Annotated in this window: 6 protein-coding genes; 2 read left to right on the top strand and 4 right to left on the bottom strand. The window is 69.0% G+C overall.

The window, feature by feature from the left end; all coding sequences use genetic code 11:
* The first annotated feature begins 4 nt into the window (after positions 1 to 4).
* Both G6N35_RS27820 and G6N35_RS11450 read left to right on the top strand, forming a co-directional pair.
* The gene (locus G6N35_RS27820; protein WP_170313127.1) at positions 5 to 4,543 is read left to right on the top strand and encodes a non-ribosomal peptide synthetase; all 4,539 of its coding nucleotides are present in this window, start codon (positions 5 to 7) and stop codon (positions 4,541 to 4,543) included.
* Entirely contained in the window at positions 4,530 to 17,003 is a 12,474-nt protein-coding gene (locus tag G6N35_RS11450; RefSeq protein ID WP_170313126.1) for a non-ribosomal peptide synthetase, read from the top strand. The genes G6N35_RS27820 and G6N35_RS11450 overlap by 14 nt, the downstream gene beginning before the upstream one ends.
* A 6-nt stretch (positions 17,004 to 17,009) precedes the next feature.
* Here the strand turns inward: G6N35_RS11450 and G6N35_RS11445 are convergent, their stop codons facing one another.
* From G6N35_RS11445 to pks2, 4 genes are all read right to left on the bottom strand, one after another.
* Positions 17,010 to 17,963, bottom strand: coding sequence for a metal-dependent hydrolase (locus G6N35_RS11445; RefSeq protein WP_163804360.1), 954 nt, complete (start codon positions 17,961 to 17,963; stop codon positions 17,010 to 17,012).
* Between the two features lie 22 nt (positions 17,964 to 17,985).
* Entirely contained in the window at positions 17,986 to 18,660 is a 675-nt protein-coding gene (locus G6N35_RS11440; protein ID WP_163804359.1) for a methyltransferase family protein, read from the bottom strand.
* Between the two features lie 217 nt (positions 18,661 to 18,877).
* Positions 18,878 to 19,105 (bottom strand): hypothetical protein, encoded by a 228-nt coding sequence (locus G6N35_RS11435; RefSeq protein ID WP_163804358.1) that lies wholly within the window; start codon positions 19,103 to 19,105, stop codon positions 18,878 to 18,880.
* 170 nt (positions 19,106 to 19,275) lie between these two features.
* On the bottom strand, positions 19,276 to 25,542 hold the full coding sequence (gene pks2 / locus G6N35_RS11430) for a sulfolipid-1 biosynthesis phthioceranic/hydroxyphthioceranic acid synthase (protein WP_246224281.1): 6,267 nt from the start codon (positions 25,540 to 25,542) through the stop codon (positions 19,276 to 19,278).
* Positions 25,543 to 25,841: the final 299 nt, after the last annotated feature.

The following is a 25,841-nucleotide window of genomic DNA, read 5'->3' as shown; positions in this document are numbered from 1 at the left end:
TTCCATGGAACGTGACGATCGCGTGCTGCCGCTGACGCGCGCACAACTAGACATCTGGCTCGATCAGGAGATGGGCCACTCCGGGACGGAGTGGCAGGTCGGTCTGCTGGTGCACATCGAGGGTGCGGTCGATCTCGACGCCTTGCAGTGGTCGATCACCCGGGTCATGCAGGAGGCGGAGCCGCTGCGCGTGACCTGCTTCGAGGACGACGGCCAGGTGTACCAGCGGCCCGTCGATTACCCCGAGATCGATATCGAATTCCACGACCTCACCGCCGCCGACGATCCGGCCGCCGAGGCCAGGGCGCGGGCGCTGGCGATCCAGCGCACTCCGATGCCGTTCACCGGACCGCTGTTCCGGTATGCCATCTTCCAGACCCGGGCCGCCGAGTACTTCGTCTTCGGCTGCTTCCACCACATCGTGATGGACGCCGCGGGTATCGGTCTGTTCGGCAACCGGGTGGCCTCGGTGTACTCCGCGATCGTGTCCGGCGAGCCCATCCCGCCCGCCTACTTCGGCTCACTGGCCGATCTGGTCGAGTTCGAATCGGCGTACGAGTCCTCCGCCGACTACGCCGCGGACCTCGCGTACTGGACCGAGAACCTGCCCGCCGAAACCGGTTCGGCCAACCCGTCGACGCCAGTGTCCGACGAGCCGGACCCCAACTTCAGCTCCGCACCGGTGGAGCTGGACCCCGCCGTCCTGCGTCGGGTCCAGCAGCTCGCCGACCGGTGGAACATGCCGCGCTCCTCGGTGATCACCGCAGCATCGGCGATCCTGATGCGCCCCTGGTGCGCCGAGGGATCCGAGGTCGTGCTCGACTTCCCGGTCGGTCGCCGGGTGGCTCCGGAAGCCAAGACCATGCCGGGCATGGTCGCCGGTGTGGTGCCGCTGGTGCTGCAGGTCGCCGCCGCATCAACCGTCGCCGAACTGTGCACCCACGTCGACGCCAGGATCCGCGAGGCCTTGGAGCATCAGCGGTTCCCGGTGCAGGCACTGGGCCGTAAGGCACATCTGCGCAATTCCGGGCAGTCCGCCGAACGCGTGGTGGTCGACTTCTTCCCCAATGCGTTCGCGCTCGACTTCGGCGGGATCGACGCGACGGCGACGATGACGAACTCCGGATTCGTCGGTGACTTCGGTCTGATCTTCTCCGGCGTGGGTGACGAACTGTTCCTCGGCACGCTGGGCGCGGGCCGGCTGTTCTGCAAGTTCGACGCCGCCGATCTGGCCCGGCGCCTGGAACGGGTGCTGGTGGCCATGATCGCCGACCCGGGCCGGCGGCTGTCCTCGGTCGACGTGCTCGACGCCGACGAGCATGCCCGCTCCGATGAGGCCGGCAATCGTGCCGCGCTCACCGGTGCACCGGGCGAGCCGGTCTCGATCGCGGCGGCGTTCGCCGCGCAGGCGGCCCGCACTCCCGACGCGGTGGCGCTGAGCGCCGACGGCCAGTCGCTGGCCTATCGGGAGCTGGACGAGGCCTCGAACCGCCTGGCCCATGCGCTGACCAGCCACGGTGTCGGTCCCGGGCAGCGGGTTGCGGTCCTGCTGCCCCGGTCGGCCGGAGCCATCGTCGCGATACTGGCGGCGGTCAAGATCGGCGCGGCTTACATCCCGATCGACCCGTCCGTGCCCGTCACCCGCATGGACTTCGTGCTCGACGACTCGGCACCGGCCGCCATCATCACCAACACCGAACTCTCCGGTCGCCTCGACGGGCGAGACGTGCTCGTCGTCATCGTCGATGATCTGGATCTCGCCGGCCACCCGGCCACCGCAGTGCCCGAGCCGTCGGCCGACGACACCGCCTACATCATCTACACCTCCGGCACCACGGGTAAGCCCAAGGGCGTGGCGATACCGCAGCGCAACGTCACCCAGCTGCTGGCGACCCTCGACGCGGAGATGAACCTGGCCGGGCTGGTCTGGACCCAGTTCCACTCGCTGGCGTTCGACTATTCGGTGTGGGAGATCTGGGGCCCGCTGCTCTACGGCGGTCGCCTGGTGGTGGTGCCGGACGCGGTGGTGCGCTCACCGGAAGAGTTCCTGGCGCTGCTGGTCGACGAAAAGGTCAGCGTGCTCAGCCAGACGCCATCGGCGTTCTACGCGCTGCAGGCCGCTGACGCGCTGGGCCCGGAACTCGGTCAGCGACTGGCGCTGCAGGCCGTGGTGTTCGGTGGGGAAGCCCTTGAGCCGCAACGCCTTCGGGGTTGGCTGGACAACCATCCGCAGGCCCCGCGGCTGATCAACATGTACGGCATCACCGAGACCACGGTGCACGCGTCGTTCCGGGAGATCACCGCCGCGGACGTCGAGACCGCCGTCAGCCCGATCGGTGTGCCCCTGGCGCACCTGGGCTTCTTCGTCCTCGACGCCTGGCTGCAGCCGGTGCCCGCCGGTGTGGTTGGCGAGCTGTACGTGGCCGGCGCCGGATTGGCCGACGGGTACGTGGGCCGGCCCGGGCTGAGCGCGACCCGGTTCGTGGCGTGCCCGTTCGGGGCGCCCGGTGAGCGGATGTACCGCACCGGTGACCTGATGTGGTGGGGCGCCGACGGTCAGCTGCGCTACGTTGGCCGGGCCGACGAGCAGGTCAAGATCCGCGGTTACCGCATCGAACTCGGCGAGGTCCAGGCCGCGCTCAGTGCCGTCGACGGGGTGGGTCACGCCGAGGTGATCGTGCGCGAAGACCGCCCCGGCGACAAGCGACTGGTGGGCTACGCCACCGGTGAGGTCGACCCCGCCGCGGTGCGGACCGCGATGGCCGCGCGTCTGCCGGAGTACATGGTGCCCGCCGCGATCGTGGTGATCGACGCGATGCCGTTGACGGTCAACGGCAAGCTCGACAAGCGCGCGCTGCCCGCACCGGAGTACCAGGACAGCGAGTCCTACCGGCCGCCAGCGGATGCCGTGGAGCAGATCCTGGCCGATATCTACGCCCAGGTGCTCGGCCTGGATCGGGTCGGCGTCGACGAGTCGTTCTTCGAACTCGGCGGCGACAGCATCCTGTCGATGCAGGTGGTCGCCCGGGCCCGGGCCGCCGGTGTGCTGTGCCGCCCGCGCGACATCTTCGTCGAGCAGACCGTGGCCCGGCTGGCCAGGGTCGCCATGGTCAGCGACGGCTCGCCCGATGCGGTCGATGAGGGCACCGGAGCGGTACGCGCCACCCCGATCATCAGCTGGCTCAAGGACATTCCGGGACCGACGGACCAGTTCAACCAGACGGTGCTGCTGCAGGCCCCCGCCGGTGCCGGCGAAGGCGACGTGGTGGCGGTGCTGCAGGCCCTGCTCGATCGGCACGCCATGCTGCGGCTGCGGGTTGGCGACGACTGGTCGCTGACGGTGCCCGACGCCGGAACCATCGACGCCCAGTCCCTGCTGAGCGTCACCGATGTCGTCTCGGATGAATCGGTGGCGGCGGCGCGCTCGCGGCTGAACCCGGTTACCGGTGTCATGCTCAGTGCGTTGTGGGCCACCGCCACTCGTCAACTGGTGCTGATCGTCCACCACCTCGCGGTGGACGGGGTGTCGTGGCGCATCCTGCTCGAGGACGTCAACATCGCCTGGGCGCAGCTGCGCGGCGGGCACGACATCGTCCTGCCGGACCCGGGGACCTCGTTCCAGCGTTGGGCCGCAATCCTTTCCGAGCATGCCCGCGACGACGACGTGGTGGCGCAGGCGCGGACCTGGAAGCAGATCGCGAAGGTGCCGGCCGTCTTGCCGCCGCTGCAGCCCGAGGTGGACACCCTGGACAACGCCGGGACGCTGTCGATGGACCTGGACGTCGAAACCACCCGCACCCTGCTCGGTGAGGTGCCCACCGCGTTCCACGCCGGCATCCACGAAATCCTGTTGATCACCTTCGCCGTCGCGGTCGACGCGATGTTCGGCACCGGCGGCACCCTCGCCATCGACGTGGAGGGCCACGGCCGTGACGAGGAATTGGCCGCTGAGGTCGACCTGTCGCGCACCGTCGGCTGGTTCACCACCAAATATCCGGTGGCACTGACGCTCGACGCGATCGACTGGCCCCAGGTGTCCGCGGGCGGTGCGGCGCTGGGCAACCTGGTCAAGGACGCCAAGGAACAACTGCGCACCCTGCCCGATGGCCTGACCTACGGCGTGCTGCGCTACCTCAACGACGATGTCGATCTGGACGGGGCCGACCCGGCGATCGGCTTCAACTATCTGGGCCGCCTCGGTGGACCCGAGGGCACCGACGGGGTGTGGGAGATGAGTGCGGACGGCTGGTCGGTCACCCGTGCCGCCGCGTCGATCCCGATGCCGTTGGTCCATACCCTGGAACTCAACGCCGGCACCGTCGACACCGACCGGGGACCGCAGCTGCGGGCCGGTTGGACGTGGGCGACGTCGGTGCTGAACGAGAAGCAGGTCGCCCTTCTGAGCACGCGGTGGTTCGAGGTACTCGAAGGTATCTGCGCACACGTCGCAGGCGGTGGCGGTGGGCTGACGCCGTCCGACATTGCAGTGAGCCTGAGCCAGAAGCAAATCGACGAGCTTGCGCGCCAGTATGCGGATCGCTGACGTACTGCCGCTGACACCCCTGCAGCAGGGGTTGCTGTTTCACGCCAGCACGGCGCAGGGCCATGACGACGTGTACGCGGTGCAGTTGCAGATCTCGGTGGCCGGCCTGCTCGATCAGCACCGGTTGCACGACGCGGTGAACGCGGTGGTGGCCCGGCACCCGAACCTGGCCGCCCGGTTCTCCGACAAGTTCGACGTGCCGGTACAGATCATCCCCGGCGATCCCGAAGCCCCTTGGCGCTTCGTCGAATTGACGAGCGGTGATGTCGAGGCCCAGATCGAGCAGGTCTGCGCCCAGGAGCGGGCCGCCGTCGGTGAACTCGCCGACGAGCCCCCTTTCCGGGCCGCACTGGTCCGGATCGCCCCCGATCAGCACCGGCTTGTGCTCACCAACCACCACATCGTGCTCGACGGCTGGTCGCTGCCCATCCTGCTCGGTGAGATCTTCGCCGGGTACTACGGCCAGCGGCTGCCGCCAGCCGTCCCGTACCGCAGGTTCGTGAACTGGCTGTCCGGCCGCGACCTGGATGCCGCCCGCGCCGCCTGGGGCGACGTGCTCTCCGGTTTCGAGACGCCCACCCTGGTGGGGCCGGCCGACCGGATGGAGACCGGCAGCCGCACCGTCGAGTCGTTCGTGGTCCCCGCCGAGATCACCCAGGCTCTTGGCGAGCTGGCCCGCTCCCAGCACACCACCGTCAGCACCGTTCTGCAGGCTGGCTTTTCGCAGTTGCTGATGTCGATGACCGGACAGCATGACGTCGCCTTCGGCACCACGGTGTCGGGCCGGCCCGATGAGCTCTTCGGCGCGGACTCGATGGTCGGCCTGTTCATCAACACCGTCCCCGTGCGGGCCACCGCCACCGCGGCGACCACCACCGCCGACCTGCTCGCCGCACTGCAGGACTCCTACAGCCACACCCTGGACCACCAGCATCTGGCGCTGGCCGAGATTCACCGGATCACCGGTCAGGACCACCTGTTCGACACGTTCTTCGTCTACGAGAACTATCCGCTGGACGCCGCCGGACTCTCCGGTGGCGACGGGCTGGCGATCACCGACATCACCCACCGCGAATACAACCACTATCCGCTTGCGGTTCAGGCACTTCCGGGCACCGAGCTGAGCCTGCGCGTCGAGTTCGACACCGACATCTTCTCGGTGGCCGACGTGCACTCGATCATCGCGCGGTTCACCCGGCTGCTGGCGGCGATGGTCGCCGACCCGAACCAGCCGCTGTCGTCGATCGGTGTGCTCGACGCCGCCGAGCACGCCCGCCTTGATGGCTGGACCAACCGGGCCGTGCTCGACAAGCCCGCTACGACAGTGCAATCCATCCCGGCGCTATTCGCCGCGCAGGTGGCTCGCGTGCCCGACGCGCTCGCGCTGACCTGCGACGGGCAGTCGATGACCTATCGCCAGCTCGACGAGGCGTCCAACCGGGTCGCCCACCTGCTGGCCTCCCGCGGGGTGGGCCCCGGGCAGCGGGTCGCGCTGCTGTTCACCCGGTCGTCCCAGGCGATCGTCGCGATCCTCGGCGTGCTGAAGGCTGGTGCGGCCTACGTGCCGGTCGACCCCGCGGTGCCGCTGACCCGGATGGAGTTCATGCTCGGCGACAGCCTGCCCGTCGCCGCGGTCACCACCACCGGTCTCTCCGATCGGCTGGCCGGTCACGACCTGACGGTGATCGATATCAACGATCCCGTCGTCGCGGCCCAGCCGACCACCGCCCTGCCTGCGCCCGGCCCGGACGATATGGCCTACATCATCTACACCTCGGGCACCACCGGCGTGCCCAAGGGCGTGGCCATCACCCACCGCAACGTGATCGGGCTGCTGGATTCGCTGGACACCGAGTTGGCCCCCGAACAGGTTTGGTCGCAATGGCATTCGCTGGCGTTCGACGTGTCGGTGTGCGAGATCTGGGGTGCGTTGCTCTACGGCGGCCGGCTGGTCGTGGTGCCCGAGTCGATCGCGCGGTCTCCTGAGGAGTTCCACGCGCTGCTGGCCGCCGAGCAGGTGAACGTACTCAGCCAGACCCCCTCGGCGTTCTACGCGCTGCAGTCCGCCGACGTACAGCAACCCGACATCGCCCGCCGGCTCCAACTCTCGGCCGTCATCTTCGCCGGCGAGGCACTCGAGCCGCAGCGGCTGACCCAGTGGGTGCACGACCACCCGGACGCGCCCCGGCTGCTCAACCTTTACGGCACCACCGAGACCACGGTGCACGCCTCGTTCCGGGAGATCTTCGCCGAGGACACGGCGAACCTGGCCAGCCCCATCGGTGTTCCGATGGACCACCTGGCGTTCTTCGTCCTCGACACCTGGCTGCGCCCAGTGGCCCCCGGCGTGGTCGGCGACCTGTACGTGGCCGGTTCCGGTGCGGGGCTGGGGTATTGGCGCCGGCCGGGCCTGACCGCAGCCCGGTTCGTCGCCTGCCCGTTCGGCGGCGAGGGTGCGCGGATGTACCGCACCGGTGACCTGGTGTACTGGGGCACCGACGGGGAGCTGCGCTACGTCGGGCGCGCCGACGAGCAGGTCAAGATCCGCGGCTTCCGCATCGAACTCGGCGAGGTGCGCGCCGCGCTAGCCGCCCTCGACGGTGTCACCCAGGCCGAGGTGACCGCCCGGGAGGACCGCCCCGGCGACAAACGTCTGGTTGGCTATGTGACCGGCGCTGTCGAGCCGGCAGAGCTACGCGCCCGGCTGGGGGAGAAGCTGCCCGCCTACATGGTACCGTCGGCCATCGTTGTGCTGCAGGCACTTCCGCTGACCGTCAACGGCAAGCTGGACAAGCGCGCACTGCCAGCCCCGGAGTACCAGGACGGGGAGAACTACCAGGCGCCCGCCACCGCGGTCGAGGAGATCCTGTCGGGTATCTACGCCCAGGTGCTCGACGTCGAACGGGTGGGCCGTGATCAGTCGTTCTTCGACCTGGGTGGGGACTCGCTGTCGGCGATGCGTCTGGTGGCGGCGGTCAACGCCGCGCTGGATGCCGGGCTGTCGGTGCGCACCCTGTTCGAGTTGCCGACCGTCGCCCAATTGGCACCCCGCATCCGTGGCGGCGAGGGCGAACTGGCGCCGCTGACCGCGGTCGAGCAGCGCCCCGACGTGGTCCCATTGTCGTTCTCCCAGAACCGGTTGTGGTTCCTCGATCAACTGCAGGGCGCCTCACCGGCCTACAACATGGCCGTCGGTCTGCGGTTGCAGGGCCCGGTGAACGTCGACGCGCTGGGTGCCGCGCTCGCCGACGTCGTCGCGCGGCACGAATCCCTGCGGACCGTGTTCACCGCTCCCGGTGGGGTGCCCCGGCAGGTGGTAGTGCCTGCCGAGCGCGCCGACTTCGGTTGGGAGGTGGTCGACGCCAGCGGCTGGACCGACGCCGAGCTTGACGCGGCCATCGACGCGGTGGCCAGTCACGCATTCGACCTGGCCACCGAAATCCCCATGCAGTCACGGCTTTTCCGGATCAGCGACAGCGACCACGTCGTGGTCTCGGTGGCCCACCACATCGCCGCCGACGGCCTGTCGATCTCGCCCCTGGTCCGCGATTTGGGCGTGGCCTACGTCAGCCGCTCCATGGGGCTGCCGCCGTTCTGGTCCGACCTGCCGGTCCAGTACATCGACTACACGCTGTGGCAGCGCCAGCAGTTCGGTGATCTCGACGACGACAACAGCCTGATCGCCGCCCAGCTGGCCTACTGGGAGAAGGCCCTGGCGGGGATGCCCGAGCGGGTGCAGCTGCCCACCGACCGGCCCTACCCGCCGGTGGCCGACCAGCGTGGCGAGAACATCGTCATCGACTGGCCCGCCGACCTGCAGAATCAGATCGCCAAGGTAGCCCGCGACCACAACGCCACGAGCTTCATGGTGATCCAGGCCGCCCTTGCCGTGCTCCTGAGCAAGCTCAGCGGGACATCCGATGTGGCCGTGGGTTTCCCGATCGGCGGACGCCGCGACCCGGCCCTCGACGACCTCGTCGGCTTCTTCGTCAACACCCTGGTGCTGCGCGTCGACGTGACCGGTGACCCCACCGTCGCCGAGCTGCTGGCCCAGGTCCGCGGCCGCAGTCTGGCCGCCTACGAGCACCAGGACGTGCCCTTCGAAGTGGTGGTCGAACGCCTCAACCCCACCCGCTCGCTCACCCATCACCCGCTGGTGCAGGTGATGCTGTCCTGGCGCAACCTGCCCGCCGAGGCCAGCGATGACATCGTGATGGCCCTCGGCGATCTGCAGATCACCCAGATCCCGCTGGAAACCCATACCGCCAAAGTCGATTTGGCGTTCTCACTGGCTGAGCGGTGGACGCGCGCCGGTGAAGCGACCGGCATCGGCGGTGTGGTGGAATTCCGCACCGACGTCTTCGACGCGGCCAGTATCGAGGCGATGGTGGCCCGCCTGCAGCGGGTCCTGGCGTCGATGACCGCCGACCCGAGCCGCCGACTGTCGTCGGTGGATCCGCTGACCGAGACCGAGCACGCCCACCTCGACGAGGTCGGCAACCGCGCGGTGCTCAGCGCGCCCGAACCGCCGGACAAGTCGGTGCCCGAACTTCTCGCTGAACAGGTGGCCCGGGCCCCGCATGCGGTCGCCGTCGTCGCGGGGGAGACCTCGCTGACTTACGCCGAGCTGGACGAGGCCGCAAACCGGCTGGCGCACATCCTGTCTGACCGCGGGGTCGGCGCGGGCGACTGCGTTGGCCTGCTGCTGGAGCGCTCCGCCGAGGCGGTCGTGGTGATGCTGGCCGCGCTCAAGACCGGCGCCGCCTACCTGGCGATCGACCCGGCCTTACCCGAGGGCCGCATCGACTTCATGCTCGCCGATGCCACCCCGGCCATCATCGTCACCACTGCGGCGCTGCGCTCACGCCTCGGCGGCGAGCTGGCTGTCCTCGATATCGCCGACCCAGCCATCGCGGCCGCCCCGGCCACCGCGCCGCCGGCGCCGGACCCGGGCAACGTCGCCTACCTGATCTACACCTCGGGCACCACCGGCACCCCCAAGGGGGTGGCGGTGACCCACCGCAACCTCGCGCACCTGCCGGCCTCCACCCCGGAAACACTTCCCGCCCAACAGGTGTGGACCCAGTGCCACTCGTACGCCTTCGACTTCTCGGTGTGGGAGATCTGGGCTGCGCTGCTGGGCGGTGGCCGCCTGGTGGTGGTCCCCGAGTCGGTCGTCGGTGCGCCCGACGAATTCCACGATCTGCTGATCGCCACCGAGGTCAACGTCCTGACCCAAACCCCGTCGGCGGTCACCGCGCTGTCCCCGCACGGGCTGGAGTCGGTCGCGCTGCTGCTCGGCGGTGAAGCCTGCTCGGCCGACGTCGTCAACCAGTGGGCGCCGGGGCGGGTGGTCATCAACGCCTACGGTCCCACCGAAGCCACCGTCTACGCCTCGATGAGCGCGCCGGTGACCGTGGGTTCCGGCGCTGCGCCAATCGGTTCCCCGGTCTCCACCGCGGCATTGTTCGTCCTCGACGAATGGTTGCGACCGGTACCCACCGGGGTGGTCGGCGAGCTCTACGTGGCCGGCCGCGGCGTGGCCATGGGCTACCTGGGCCGCTGCGGACTGACCGCGGCACGCTTCGTCGCCTCACCGTTCGGCGGCCCCGGCGCCCGGATGTACCGCACCGGCGACCTGGTGCGCTGGCGCGCCGACGGGCAGTTGCAGTACATCGGGCGGGCCGACGAGCAGGTCAAGATCCGCGGCTACCGCATCGAACCCGGCGAGGTGCAGGCCGCGCTTGCCGCCCTCGACGGTGTCGAGCAGGCGGTCGTGATCGCCCGCGAGGACCGGCCCGGCGACAAGCGTCTGGTCGGTTACCTGGTCGGCTCGGCCGAACCGGCCAAGGCCCGGGCAGCATTGGCCGAGCGGCTGCCGGCCTACATGGTGCCGGCCGCGGTGGTGGCGATCGACGCGCTGCCGCTGACCGTCAACGGCAAGCTCGACATCCGCGCACTGCCGGCGCCGGAGTATCGCGACGGCGAGAACTACCGCGCCCCGTCGACGGCCACCGAGGAGATCCTGTCCGGCATCTTCGCCCAGGTGCTCGGTGTCGAGCGGGTCGGTGTCGATGACTCCTTCTTCGACCTCGGTGGTGACTCGCTGTCGGCGATGCGCCTGGTGGCCGCGGTGAACAACGGGCTGGAAGCCGGGCTGTCGGTGCGCACCCTGTTCGAGGCGCCCACCGTGGCGCAGCTCGTGCCCCGGATCGCCGGCGGCCACGAGCAATCCGAGCCGCTCACCGCGGGCGAGCGCCCCGATGCCATCCCGCTGTCGTTCGCCCAGAACCGGTTGTGGGTGATCGACCAGCTGCAGGGACCCTCGCCGATCTACAACATCGCCGTGGCGCTGCGCGTACGCGGCTACCTCGACGCCGACGCACTCGGTGCGGCACTGGCCGATGTGGTCGACCGCCAGCAGAGCCTGCGCACCCTGTTCCCCGCCACCGACGGTGTGCCCCATCAGGTGGTGGTTCCCGCCGCTCAGTCCGACTTCGGCTGGGAGATCGTCGAGGCGCCCGGCTGGGATGAAGCCGAGCTGGACCAGGCCGTCGAGCACGTCGCCGCCCACGCCTTCGACCTGGCCACCGAGATCCCGTTGCGGGCCAAGCTGTTCCGCCTGACCGACGACGAGCATGTGCTGGTGACGGTAGTGCACCACATCGCCGCCGACGGCGCGTCGATCGCGCCACTGGTCGCCGATCTCGGTGTCGCCTACGCCGCCCGCACCGCCGGTGCGGCCCCCGGCTGGACGGACCTGGGCGTGCAGTACGTCGACTACACGCTGTGGCAGCGGGCGCAATTGGGCGATCTGTCCGACGGCGACAGCCGCATCGCCGCCCAGCTGGGCTATTGGGACACCGCGCTGGCTGGGATGGCCGAACATCTGCAGCTGCCCACCGACCGGCCCTACCCGCCGGTCGCCGACTATCGCGGCGCCAGCGTGGCCCTCGACTGGTCCGCCGAGCTCCAGCAGCAGATCGCTCGGCTGGCCCGCGAGCACAACGCCACCAGCTTCATGGTGGTGCAGGCGGCGCTGTCGGTGCTGTTGTCCAAGCTGAGCTCGAGTTCGGATGTGGCCGTGGGCTTCCCGATCGCCGGGCGCGGGGATGCCGCGCTCGACGAGTTGGTCGGCTTCTTCGTCAACACCCTGGTGTTGCGTGTCGACCTCGCTGGGGACCCGACGGCCGAGGATGTACTGGCCCAGGTGCGCCGCCGCAGCCTGGCCGCTTACGAGCACCAGGACGTGCCGTTCGAGGTGCTCGTCGAACGCCTCAACCCCACCCGCAGCCTGACCCACCATCCGCTGGTGCAGGTGCTGCTGTCATGGCAGAACTTCGGCTGGCAGAGCAGCCGGGCCGCCGGCCTGACGCTGGGTGATCTCGACGTGACACCGTTGCCGGTGGACACCCACACCGCCCGGATGGATCTGTCGTTCACCCTCGCCGAGCGCTGGGATGACGCGGGCAAACCGGCCGGTATCGGTGGTGCCGTGGAGTTCCGCACCGACGTGTTCGACGCCGCCACCATCGAGACCCTGATCCAGCGTCTCGAACGGGTGCTGACGGCGATGACGGCCGACCCGGCCGTCCGGCTGTCCTCGATCGACGTTCGTGACGCCGAAGAGCGTGCTCGCCTTGATGATTGGGGCAATCGGCGGGCATTGGCCGCGCCTGCGAAGGCTCCGGTCTCGATCGCCGATCTGTTCGACGCCCAGGTGGCGGCGAGGCCCGAGGCGGTGGCGGTCCGCGGCGACGGTACATCGTTGAGCTACGGCGAACTCGACGCGGCAGCCGCCCGGTTGGCCACCGTGCTGACCCGCCACGGGGTCGGTCCCGGCCAACGGGTCGCGCTGCTGCTGCCGCGCACGGCCCGGGCTGTGATCGCCATGGTGGCGGTGGTCAAGACCGGCGCCACCTACGTGCCGATCGATCCCGCCGTACCGGTGGCGCGGATGAACTTCGTCCTCGACGACTCCGCGCCGATCGCCGCGGTCACGATCACCGATCTCACCGACCGGCTGGCCGGACGCGGTCTGGCGGTGGTCGACCTCAACGACCTCGGCGCCGAATCCGACACCGAAACCGTGGCTGCGGCAACGCTGTCCGGGCCGGCAGCCGATGACATCGCCTACATCATCTACACCTCAGGGACCACTGGGACCCCGAAGGGGGTGGCGATCCCGCACCGCAACGTCACCCGGCTGCTCGACACCCTCGACGCCGACATGGGGTTGGGTGGACATGTGTGGTCGCAATGCCATTCGCTGGCTTTCGACTTCTCGGTCTGGGAGATCTGGGGTGCCTTGCTCTACGGCGGCCGGGTGGTCGTCGTTCCCGATGCGGTGGTCCGCTCGCCGGAGGATCTGCTCGAACTGCTGGCCGGCGAAGAAGTCACCGTACTGAGCCAGACGCCATCGGCGTTCTACGCGCTGCAGGCCGCCGAGGCCGCCGCGCCCGAAGTCGGGCGGCGCCTGGCGCTCAAGGCTGTGGTGTACGGCGGTGAAGCCCTTGAGCCGCAACGGCTGCGGGGCTGGCTGGACAACCATCCCGAGTCGCCGCGGTTGCTCAACCTGTACGGCATCACCGAGACCACCGTGCACGCATCGTTCCGGGAGATCACCGCCGCCGACGTCGACAGCGTGGCCAGCCCCATCGGCGTACCCCTGACCCACCTCGGCTTCTTCGTGCTCGACCGCAATCTGCGGCCGGTTCCGGTGGGCGTGGTGGGGGAACTGTACGTGGCCGGGGCCGGACTGGCCGCCGGTTACGTGGGCCGTCCCGGCTTGAGCGCCACCCGGTTCGTGGCGTGCCCGTTCGGTGAGCCGGGCGAGCGGATGTACCGCACCGGTGACCTGATGTGGTGGGGCGCCGATGGGCAGTTGCGGTACGTGGGCCGAGCCGATGAGCAGGTCAAGATCCGCGGCTATCGCATCGAACTCGGCGAGATCCAGGCCGCGCTGGCGGCACTCGACGGTGTCACCCAGGCCACGGTGATCGTCCGCGAGGACCGGCCCGGCGACAAGCGCCTGGTGGGCTACATCGTCGGTGACGCCGATCCGGCGGCCCTGCGTGCCACGCTGTCCGAGCGGTTGCCGTCCTACATGGTGCCGACCGCCATCGTGGTGCTGACGGCGTTGCCGTTGACCGTCAACGGCAAGCTCGACACCCGAGCGCTGCCGGCGCCGGACTACCAGGACGCCGAGTCCTACCGTGCTCCGGCCGACGCGGTGGAAGAGATCCTGGCCGACATCTACGCCCAGGTGCTCGGACTGGACCGTGTCGGCGTCGACGAGTCGTTCTTCGAACTCGGCGGCGACAGCATCCTGTCCATGCAGGTGGTCGCCCGTGCCCGGGCCGCAGGCCTGGTCTTCCGTCCGCGCGACATCTTCGTCGAACACACGGTGGCCAGGCTGGCCCGGGTGGCCGGCGTCGCGGTCGAGGATGCCGAGGAGATCGACGAAGGCGTGGGACCCGTTGCCGCGACGCCGATCATCTCCTGGCTGGCCGGCGTCGAGGGGCCCGTCGACCAGTTCAACCAGACCCTGGTGGTGCAGGCCCCGATCGGGGTGACCGAGGACGACGTGGTGACCGTGCTCCAGGCGCTGTTGGACCGGCACGCGATGCTGCGCCTGCAGGTGCGTGACGACGGTGCGGGCGGATGGTCGCTGACGGTGCCCGAATCCGGCACGGTCGACGCCCGGGCGTGTGTGCAGCACGTCGATGTGGTCACCGAGGACGCCGTGGTCGCCGCCCGTTCCCGGCTCGCCCCGGCTGCCGGCGCCATGCTCAGCGCACTGTGGGAGCCGTCGACCGGGCATCTGGTCATGATCGTCCACCACCTGGCCGTCGACGGGGTGTCCTGGCGAATCCTGTTGGAGGACATCAACCTTGCCTGGGCACAGATCCACGGCGGCCAGCCGGTCGCCCTGCATCCGGCTCGCACCTCCTTCCAGCGCTGGGCCACTCTGCTCACCGAGCACGCGCATCGCCCCGATGTGGTGGCGCAGCTGGGCACCTGGCAGCAGATCGCGGCCATCCCCGCCGCGCTGCCGCCGGTGCAGCCCGACGTCGACACCTACGCCACCGCGGGCAGCCTGTCGGTGGACCTCGACGTCACGACGACCCGGATGCTGCTCGGCGAGGTACCGACGGCGTTCCACGCCGGTATCCACGAGATCCTGCTCATCGCCTTCGTGCTGGCGGTCGCCGAATTCAGCGGCACCGCAGACGGTCCCGTCGCCATCGACGTCGAAGGACACGGCCGCGACGAGGAACTGGCCCGCGGCGTGGACCTGTCCCGCACGGTCGGCTGGTTCACCACCAAGTATCCGGTGGCGGTGACCGCCGGTGGACTGGACTGGGCTCAGATCACCTCCGGTGCAGCGGCGCTGGGCGCCTATGTCAAGGAAGCCAAGGAGCAGCTGCGTGCGTTGCCCGATGGCCTGACCTACGGTCTGCTGCGCTACCTCAACCACGACGTCGACCTCGGTGGCGCCGACCCCGCGATCGGGTTCAACTACCTGGGCCGGCTCGGCGGAGCCGAGGCATCCGGTGACATCTGGGAGATCCGGCAGGACGGTGGACCGGCCGCCGGTATCGCGGCGGCGATATCGATGCCGCTCATGCACACCGTCGAACTCAACGCCGGAACGGTCGACGTCGGCGCCGGACCGCAGTTGCGTGCCGGATGGACCTGGGCGCCTTCGGTATTGACCGAGGAACAGGTCGGCCGGCTGAGCCGGTTGTGGTTCGACGCGCTGGCCGGGATCTGTGCGCACGTGCGCGCCGGCGGTGGTGGTCTGACGCCGTCGGACATTGCCCCCGCCCGACTGACCCAGACCCAGATCGACGAGCTGTGCTCCACCGAGCAGATCAGCGACATCCTTCCCCTGACGCCGCTGCAGCAGGGCCTGCTGTTCCAGGCCGGAGCCGGCGGCGGCGCCGACGACGTGTATGCCGTGCAGCTGGACGTCACCCTCGACGGCCGGCTCGATCAGCATCGCCTGCGCGACGCCGCGCGTGCGGCCATCGGTCGCCACCCGCACCTCAGTGCCCGGTTCTGTGCGCGGTTCGACCAGCCGGTCCAGGTGATCCCGGCTGATCCCGACGTGACGTGCCGCTACCTCGACATCGACCCGGCGGCAGGCGATGTCGAGGAGCAGATCGCCCGGATCTGTGCCGCCGAACGCGCCGCCGTCTACCACCTCGCCGAACAGCCGGCGCTGCGCATTGCCCTGATCCACGTCGGCGGCGACACCCACCGGTGTGTGCTGACCAATCATCACATCGCGCTCGACGGCTGGTCGCTGCCCATCCTGTTGCAGGAGATTTTCGCCGGCTACTACGGGCAGCGGCTGCCCACCGCGGTGCCGTACCGCCGGTTCGTCGACTGGCTGGACACCCGTGACCGGGACGCGGCCAGGGCGGCCTGGGCCGAGGTGTTCGCCGGTTTCGGCGCCCCCACACTCGTGGGCCGGGCCGACCCGTTGGGCCTCGCCCCGCGGAAGGTGGCCTCGCTCAAGGTATCCGAGCACAGCACCCGTGCGCTCGGGGAGTTGGCGCGCGCGCACCACACCACCGTGAGCACCGTCCTGCAGGCTGCCTTCGCGCAGGTTCTGATGTCGATCACCGGTCACGGCGACATCGCCTTCGGCTCGGTGGTTTCGGGCCGGCCGGCCGAGGTCATCGGTGCCGAGCAGATGGTCGGGTTGCTGATCAACACGGTGCCGGTGCGTGCGACCGTCACCGGCGAGACCACCGCATCGGATCTTCTCGACCAGTTGCGCACCGCGCACAACCACACCTTCGAGCACGAGCATCTGGGGCTGACCGAGATTCACCGTGCCACCGGACATCGGCAGCTGTTCGACACGGTGTTCGTCTATGAGAACTATCCGACCGACACCGCAGCACTGTCCGGCGCCGACGGCCTTGCGATCACCGCTATCAGCGCTCGCGACCACTACCACTACCCGCTGGCTGTCCAGGCGGTGCCGGGCGCCGAACTCGACCTGCGTTTCCAATACAGCACTGCGGTGTTCGGAGCCGACGAGATCGACACGGTGATCGAGCGGTTCCGCCGCATCCTATCGGCCATGACGGCTGACCCCACCGAGCCGTTGACCGTGGAACCGCTAGGCGCAGTGCCGGATTCGCCGGAACCGCCCCATCAGCGCACCGACGGAGGTCGCGGTCCGGCCACCCTCGTCGAGCAGATCCTCGCCGACATCTACATCCAGGTCCTGGGTGTCGATCAGGTGGGTGTTGACGACGGTTTCTTCGACCTCGGCGGCGACTCGTTGTCCGCCATGCGTGCGGTGGCCGCCGTCAACGCCGCGCTCGGCAGCGATCTTGCGGCGACCGTCCTGCTCGAGGCGCCGACGGTGCGGAGCCTCAGTGAGCGGCTGGGGGAGGAGCCCAGTGCGCAGGCCGAGGTATCTGCGAGCGAGAGCTAGGCACGGCTAGGTCGTGCGGAGCTGGTTGCGCGCCGTGGTGTACCACCGTGTGACGTCGTCGCCGGCGCCGTAGCGCGCCAGCCATTCGGCCGCCATGTCGGGCAGCTTCTGCTGGTCGGGATCGTGGCCGGGCAGCTGGCTGCGGACCACGCCGATCATCGCGGCAACCTGTTGGCTCAGCGGTACCTGCGGGTAGGGCTTGCCGAACGGGCCGAACCGGGGTGCGCCGATGCCCGGCAGCCTGCTGACGAACCGGAACCGCTCGGCCAGAACGGTTTTCCACCGATGTCCGCCGAACATCGATGAGGCATCGACCTTGCGGATCTCGGTGGGCACCAGCCGGTTGAACCCTTCGGCAGCTTTGACCATGACGGAGCCGGCATGCGCGAACACCGAAGGCGCGACCCGCATCCGGTACCACGGGCTGTTGACCACGGAGTCGTAGATCAGCAGTGCCGAACTGCGGTGTTCGACCTCTTCGACGAAGTGCCAGACGAACAGCGACGCCACCCGGTCGTCACCGGGGGCGAAGAGGGTGTCGGCGTTGTCGAGCATGAGCTTGAATGACGGGGTGAACGTGGCTTCCAGATCGGCGACGTAGGCCAGCCGGTACTTCAGCGGTTTTCGCGTCGTCAGGCCGTCATACGTCTTCACCATCTCGTCGAGGACATGCTTGAGCGGCGGGTGGGTCTTGATCAGCGCCTTCGCGTGCTGGCGGTGGGCCAGGGTGTGCTGGGCCTCCTGCCGCACGAACGCGCGGGCCTCGTCGACGACGGCCGGGTCGGCGATCAGCGGCAAGGCTTCGTTGACCGCCGCGACGATCATCTTCTCCACGGCGATGAAGAAGAACGACATGGCATTGGTCGCGCTGGAGAACGCCGGATCCGACGGATTCCACAGGTACGGGACTTCGGCGTCGGCGAAGCCGAACCGCAGCTTTCGGGTGGGCAGGTGCGTCATCGTGAACTATCGCCGCGACTCGTCACCACATCCCCGGGACCAGGCGGTAGCGAACGGTCTGGGTGTACTCGAGATAGCCATCCAGCTCTGCGCGCAGCAGTTTCTCCTCGTCGCGGATGCGGACACCGAGCACCAACAGACCCGGGATCACCAGCAGCAGGCCCCAATAGGAGCCGAGTGCCAGCGGGATGCCGGTCATCATGATGATGTTGCCGGTGTACATCGGATGCCGCACCAGCCCGTAGAGCCCGGTGGACGCCAACTTCTGGCCCGCCTCCACGCGCACCGTCGAGGCGGCGTAGTTGTTCTGCATCACCACCAGCATCGGCGTGGCCAAGCCGATGGCGACCAGGATGTTGCCGACCACCGAGACGGCCGGCGGCACGCTGGACCACCCGAACCGGTGATCGAGAGCACTGACGACGAGCATGGTGGCCAGCGACAGCCACAACCCACCCATGACGCGCTTTTGCACCGCCCGGGGCTCGGCGGCCGGTCCACCGGTCATCCGGCGTTGCAGCGCCTCGGGGTTGGCCCGCAGCAGATAGATGCTCGACGTCCAGGTGGTCACGGCGAAGACGACCAGCAGAGCCCAGGCCTGCCAGTAGTCGACCGTGCCCGCGGCCGCGAACACGATCAGGCCGAACACAACAGGCTCGGTGAGCCCGTTCACCAACAGTTTGAGAACGGTGTGCACCGAGCCTCCTCACGGGTCGGGGAACCATCACGGGCGATAACACACGTCATGCGCCGTACAGCGGTCACCGCGACTTACGGTTACGTAGCCGAAAGTCGGCAGCCACAACTGCGGCGCATGTCAAAAAATACCGTTACGCGGCCTTGAATGTGCGCGTATGGCGAATGTGGTACGGCCGGCTAAACAAATACCGCCGCAGCTGGGTGATACGGCGGCGTCAGCGCATCTGCAGGCGCCGCGCCGGACTCTTCGTGCACGGGTTCGCCGCCATCAGCGCCATGATCGCAGCAATCACCTGGCGCCCTACCGACGACTGGTATTCGCGCAGGTACTGGGCGCGAAGCGGATCGTCGTCAGCCAATTGATGGGTGAGCGGGTGCGGGGTATTCCACACGGCGTCCTGCGCCGCCTCGCCCACCGCAACCTGGAAGTCGATCGTGTTCATTGTTGTCCCCCCAACCCCGGGCGGAGAAAGCCCGGTAGCCGCAATTGTGCGACGGGGAACTCATGATTGCAACGTTAGTTGAACTTTCGTAATTTTCTTGTGTTTATGCATGTCAGAACATTCGTGGAGTCGGTATTCGAATATCGAAAGTGACTAATGGCCGCTTTGGCTCATGCGTGATGCGCGGACGAGAGTTTGTCGCACAACAGGTCGGCCAGTCCGCGAACCGTCCCGGCCGCGAGGTCACCGGCGGTGAGTCGGACGCCCGTCTCGGTCTCGATGCGCGTCCGCAATTCCAGGGCGCCCAGCGAGTCGACACCGTATTCGGACAGCGGACGATCCGGGTCGACACTGCGTCGCAGGATCAGGCTGATCTGGTCGGAGATCAGCCGGCGCAACCGGGTGGGCCACTCGTCGGCGGGTAGCTCGCTGAGCTCGGCGCGCAGTTTGGTTGTCCCCGTGGCACTTTCTCCCACCGAGCGGAATGCTTCGGCGAACGGGCTGCGCGCAGCGAAGGCAGTCAACCAGGTGGCTCCGATCACCGGGGCGTAGCCGGTGTAGCCGCGATCGTGGCGCAGCAGCGCCTCGAAGGCGTAGGCACCCTCGTCGGGTGCGATGGCCGCACCCGTGCCCTCGGCGAACTCCGTCGCCCGGCCGATCTGGCCCCAGGCGCCCCAGGCGATCGCGGTGGCAGGCAGTCCGTGGGCGCGGCGCCACCGGGTGAAGGCATCCAGCCAGCTGTTGGCCGCCGAGTACGCGCCCTGCCCAGGAGAGCCGACCAGTGCCGCGGCCGAGGAGAAGGAACAGAACCAGTCGAGCGGCTCACCGGCGGCCTGCAGAGCTGTGTGCAGGTGCCAAGCGCCGTAAACCTTTGGCGCCCAATCTCGTTCGACCAAGTCGTCGGTGACGTTGGCCAGGGTGGCGTCCTCCACCACCGCGGCGGCGTGCAGGACACCGCGCACCCGCAGACCGGTGGCGGTCGCGGTGGCCACCAGCTGCTGTGCGGTGTCGGGATCGGCGATGTCAGCGCACACAACCACGACATCGCTGCCCATCGAGCGGATGAGTTCGATCGTCTCCAGCGCCTTGAGTGAGGGCTGTGAGCGCGACGTGAGCACGATCCGGGCACAGCCGGCGGCTGCCATCTTCTCGGCGAGGAACAGACCGAGGCCACCCAGGCCGCCGGTGATGAGGTAGGCGCCGTCGCGCCGGAACGGCTGGATCTGCGCTGGTGGCACCACGACCTGCCGCTGACCGCCGCGTGGCACCTCCAGCAGCAATTTTCCGGTGTGCTGGGCGGCGCTCATCACCCGGATGGCTGTGGCCGCCTCGGTCATCGGATAGTCGGTGTGCTTGGCCGGCGGCAGTTCACCGGCGGCCGTCCGCGCGTACACCTCGCGCAGCAGCTCGCCGACCCGCTGCGGATGGGTCAGCGACATCAGCGCCAGGTCGACGTAGCAGAACGTGAGGTTGTGCCGGAACGGGAACAGTCCCAGCCGGGTGTTGCCGTAGACGTCGCGCTTGCCGATCTCGACGAACCGCCCCCCGGTGGCCAGCAGTTCCAGCCCGGCCCGCTGGGCCGCACCGGTCAGCGAGTTGAGCACGATGTCCACGCCGTACCCGTCGGTGTCGCGCCGAATCTGCTCGGCGAACGCGGTGCTGCGCGAATCGTAGACATGCTTGATTCCCATGTCGCGCAGCAGTTGTCGACGCTCTTCACTACCCGCGGTGGCGAAGATCTCGGCTCCGGCGGCCCGCGCCACCCCGATGGCGGCCTGCCCGACACCGCCGGTGGCCGAGTGGATCAGCACCTTGTCGCCGGCGCCGATCCGGGCCTGATCGTGCAGGCCGTACCAGGCGGTGGCGGCGGCCGTGGCCACCGCGACGGCCTGATGGTCGGTCATTTCGGGCGGCAGCGTCGCCGCCAGACGGGCATCGCAGGTGACGAAGGTGCCCCAGCAGCCGTGCCGGGAGAATCCGCCGACGCGGTCGCCGACCCGGTGCTCGGTGACGTCGGGCCCCACCCCGGTCACCACCCCGGCGAAGTCCATCCCCAACTCGGGAAGGTTGCCGTCAAGGGCGGGGAACAGGCCCATCGCCACCAGCACGTCGGCGAAGTTGATGCTCGACACGCCGACCGACACCTCGATCTGCCCGGGACCGGGCGCAACCCGTGGGCAGGCAACCCATTCCAGGGTCTCCAGGTCACCGGGGATGCGGATCTGCAACCGCATTCCGTCGCTGTCGTAGGCGCCGTCCCGGCTGTGGCGGTCCTCCGGACGCAGCGGGGACGGGCTCAGCCGCGCGGTGTACCACTGGCCGTTGCGCCACGCGGTCTCGTCCTCGTCGGACCCACTGAGCAGCTGACGGGCCAGGTCGTCGGCCTGGGTGTCGGCGTCGACGTCGATCTGTGCGGTGCTCAGGTGCGGGTGCTCCGCGGCGATCACCCGGATCAGACCGCGCAGGCCACCCTGCTCCAGATTGGCGACATCGCCGTCGAGCACGCTCTGGGCGCCGCGAGTCACCACGACCAGATTCGGTACCTGACCGGAGGTCTGCGCCAGCTCCCGGGTGATGCGGATCAGGTGCTGCACCTGGTCCAGGCCTGTCTGCGGGGACCGGTCGTCGATGGCACCGGATCCCGGTCCGGTCAGCACCACCGCGCCGTTGAACTGCTCCTCGCGCAGTATCTGCGCCAGCTCCTCGGCGCTGGCCTGATGGTCGGCGTGTACTTCCCATGACAGCGTGGTGCACTGCACGCCATGGCTTTTCAGGGCGCCGGCCAGCGCGGTGCCCAGGGTGTCGGCGGCAGCGGTATGGATCAGAAGCCAGCTGCCGGTGGCTGCCTCAGGTGGCTCAGGCAGCTGCCGCTGCTGCCACTCGATGGTCAGCAGCCGATCGGCGAGCATCCGATCCTGCTGCGAGGCTTCGGATGCCCCGGTGCCACAACGCAACCCCTGGACCCGGAGCAGCACCGCGCCGTTCTGGTCGAGCACGTCGATATCGGCTTCGATCCCCGAGGCGTCGACGTTGGTCACCCGGGTGTAGCAGTAGTGGGCGCCCCGGGTCGCGGCGTAGGTCCGCAACCGCCTGGCCCCCAGTGGCAGCGCCAGGGCATTCTCGCCGAGGCCCTGCAGCTGCGGGCTGGCCGCGACTGACTGGAAGCAGGCGTCCAGCAGGGCGGGATGCACGCTGTAGGCGCTCTGCTGTGAGCGGATCTGGCTCGGCAGCGACACTTCGGCCAACACGGTTCCACCGGCCTGGTCACCGGTATGTACGACGGCCAGCCCGGAGAATGCCGGGCCGTAGTGCACGCCGCGCTGGTCCATCCCTGCTCGCACGTCGGTGCCGTCGATCGAATCGGGATGCGCGGCAAGCAGTTCGGCGATGTCGAAGGGGGCAGGCGGGTGATCGTCGTCGTCGGCGTGCAGGACTGCGGTGGCCTGCCGGGCCTGGGTGCCGGCCTGGTCGGACTCCACCACGAACTCCAGGGTGCCGGGAGAGGACACCGTGGTCGAGGCGCCGATCGTGGTGTGCTCGTCGAGCAGCAGAGCCTGCTCGAAGCTGATGTCACGGACTTCGCCCGACTCGCCGAGCACTGTGCGGGCGGCAGCCAGTGCCATTTCGCAGTAGGCCGCTCCGGGGAGTACCGCGACGTTGCGGATCTGGTGCTCGGCCAGCCACGGGTGGGCGGCCGTGCCGACCTCGGCCTGCCACACGTGCCGCTCCGGCTCCTCCTGCAGGCGTACGTGCGGGCCCAGCAGCGGGTGCACCGAGACGGTGAGGCCACCGTGCGATGCGGCCTCCTGGCCGTCGCGGCGCAGCCACAGCCGCCGGTGCGACCAGGTGGGCAGTGGGGCGTCGACCAGGAGTCCGGTGGGGTAGGGCACCGCGAAGTCGATGGCGGCACCGGCGCTGTGCAGATCGCCGAGGAACCCTCGAAGGCCCTGCGGCAGTTCCTGTTCCCGTCGCACCGCTGCCAGCGTGGCCAGCGGGACGTCGAGGCTGTCGGCGGTCTGCTCGACGGCATGGGTGAGTAGGGGATGGGGGGACAGTTCGGCGAAGACCCGGTAGCCGTCTTCCAGTGCGGCGCGGACCGCGGCGGCGAACCGCACGGTGCGGCGCAGATTGTTGACCCAGTACTTGGCGTCGCAGATCGGGTCCTCGCGCGGGTCGAATCCGGTGGCCGAATAGAACGGCACCTGCGGTGTCAGCGGGGTGATATCGGCCAGTGCGGTCACGAGCTCGTCGAGGATCGGGTCGACCTGGGGGGAGTGCGAGGCGACGTCGACGGCGACCTGGCGGGCCATCACGTCACGCTCGTCCCAGACAGCGATCAGCTCCTTGACGGTCTCGGTGGCGCCGCCGATCACCGTCGAGGTGGGGGAGGCCACCACGGCGACCACGACATCCTTGATGCCGCGCATCGTCAGTTCGGAAAGGACTTGCTTGGCAGGCAGTTCCACCGATCCCATGGCACCGGAGCCGGCGATCGTGGCCATCAGCCTGGAGCGCCGGCAGATGACGCGCACGCCGTCCTGCATCGACAGTGCACCACTGACGACGGCCGCGGCCGTCTCGCCCATCGAGTGGCCGATCACCGCGCCCGGGCGCACGCCGTGCGCCGTCATCGCGGCGGCCAGCGCCACCTGCATGGCGAACAGGCTCGGCTGCACCCGGTCGATCCCGGTGACGACCTCCGGCGCACTGATCGCCTCGGTGACCGAGAAGCCGGACTCGGCGGCGATCAGCGGTTCCAGCTGGGCGATGGTGGCGGCGAAAACCGGTTCCTTGGCCAGCAACTCGGCACCCATCCCCGCCCACTGCGAACCCTGCCCGGAGAACACCCACACCGGCCCGCGGTCGTCGCGTCCGACAGCCGGCTGGTACAGCACGTCGTCGGCGGCCACCTGGCGCAGGGCATCGGTGAGCTCGGAGCGGTCGGTGGCGACCACGGCCGTGCGTACTGGGCGGTGTGCCCGGCGGCGGGCCAGCGTGTAGGCCAGATCGGGCAGCGCCACGTCCTGGCGGGTCTGCGCCCAGTCGGCCAATCGTCCTGCGGTGTGCCGCAATTCGTCGGCCGAGTTGGCCGACAGGGTGAACAGCAGTGGTGTCGCAGCGTCATGACGTGTCGGTTGCGGTGTGGCGTCCGGCGCCTGCTCCAGGATCGCGTGCACATTGGTGCCGGAGACCCCGTAGGACGACACCGCTGCCCGCCGCGGATGGCCTTCCGTCGGCCAGTCGGTGTTCTCCTGCGGCACAAACAGATTGGTGTCGATACGCGCCAGGTCGTCAGGTAGCCGGTGGAAGTGCAGGTTGCGGGGCACCACGCCGTGCTGCAGCGCCAGGACGGCTTTCATCAGGCCGAGGATGCCCGAGGCGGACTGCGCGTGGCCGAAGTTGGTCTTGGCCGAGGCCAGTGCGCACGGCCCGCTGATGCCGTATACCTCACTGAGGCTGGTGAATTCGATGGGGTCACCGACCGGCGTGCCGGGGCCGTGGGCCTCGATCATGCCGACGGTGGCGGCGTCGACATCGGCATTGCGCAGCGCCGTTCGGTACAGCTGCGCCTGCGCCGTTGCCGACGGCGTGGAGATGTTGACCGTGTGGCCGTCCTGGTTGGCGGCGGTACCGCGGATGACCGCCAGGATGCGGTCGCCGTCACGCACCGCGTCGGGCAGTCGTTTGAGCAGCACCACGCCGGTGGCTTCACCGCAGACGTAGCCGTCGGCCGCGGCGTCGAACGCCCGGCACCGTCCGGTGGGCGACAGATGGCTCTGCGCGGTCCCCGCGACGTACTTGCGCGGTTCGAGAAGGACGAACGACGCACCGGCCAGCGCCAGGTCGCTCTCGCCGTCGTCGAGGCTGCGGCATCCCATGTGGACGGCGAACAGTCCCGACGAGCAGGCGGTGTCCAGGGTGAGCGCGGGTCCGTGCACACCCAGGGTGTAGGAGATCCGCCCGGAGGCCATGGCCAGCGTGCTTCCCTCGAAGCCGTACGGCCCTTCCATCTCCTCGGAGTCGGCGTTCACCAACTGGTAGTCCAGGTGCGTCAGCCCCATGAACACCCCGGTGAGAGAGTCACGGATGGCCTCCGGTGTCAGGCCGGCGTGCTCCATCGCCTCCCAGGACGTTTCCAGTAGGAGCCGGTGTTGCGGGTCGAGCGCGGTGGCCTCGCGATCGTTGATCCCGAAGAACTCCGAGTCGAAGCTGGCGACGTCGTCGAGGAACGCGCCCCACTTCGAGACCGTGCGGCCGGGCACGCCGGGCTCCGGGTCGTAGAACTCGTCGACGTCCCATCGTTCGCGGGGGATCTCGGTGACCAGGTCGTCGCCCCGCAGCAACGCCTCCCAGAGTTGCTCCGGCGAGGTGATGCCGCCCGGCAACCGGCAGGCCATTCCGATGACAGCAACCGGGGTGTTCGGCTGGCGGGTCATCGGGGGAGGGGGATTCGCGCAAGCCGAGCGGTCTGCCCGATCATCGATCGCACCGAGTGGAACCATCCCATCTGATTGACTCGCTGGCGGCACCCCGGTTGAACAGCCACGATGCCGTGCCCGTGTCGGCGTCTGAGGACGCGTGATGACGTGCCGAGGTGGCAGGGCGAAGTCATTATGCAGCTGACCAACGGGTTGGTACAGCGTTTCGCCGCTTAACCAACTGTGGGTCAGCTACGTCCCGTTCGCATTCTGTACCGGCCGATTGTGATGTCCTACCTTTCGGTAATTGACGACAC

Origin of the sequence: Mycolicibacterium anyangense (genome assembly GCF_010731855.1) — a bacterium.
GTDB lineage: Bacteria > Actinomycetota > Actinomycetes > Mycobacteriales > Mycobacteriaceae > Mycobacterium > Mycobacterium anyangense.
Note: the sequence above shows the minus strand (reverse complement) of the source record. Positions and strands in the feature narration are given on the sequence as shown.

Bases quoted from the DNA above. Each gene is read 5' to 3' on its own strand.
- G6N35_RS27820 (WP_170313127.1), top strand. From the start codon at position 5: ATGGAACGTGACGATCGCGTGCTGCCGCTGACGCGCGCACAACTAGAC.
- G6N35_RS11450 (WP_170313126.1), top strand. From the start codon at position 4,530: ATGCGGATCGCTGACGTACTGCCGCTGACACCCCTGCAGCAGGGGTTG.
- G6N35_RS11445 (WP_163804360.1), bottom strand. From the start codon at position 17,963: ATGACGCACCTGCCCACCCGAAAGCTGCGGTTCGGCTTCGCCGACGCC.
- G6N35_RS11435 (WP_163804358.1), bottom strand. From the start codon at position 19,105: ATGAACACGATCGACTTCCAGGTTGCGGTGGGCGAGGCGGCGCAGGAC.
- pks2 (WP_246224281.1), bottom strand. From the start codon at position 25,542: ATGACCCGCCAGCCGAACACCCCGGTTGCTGTCATCGGAATGGCCTGC.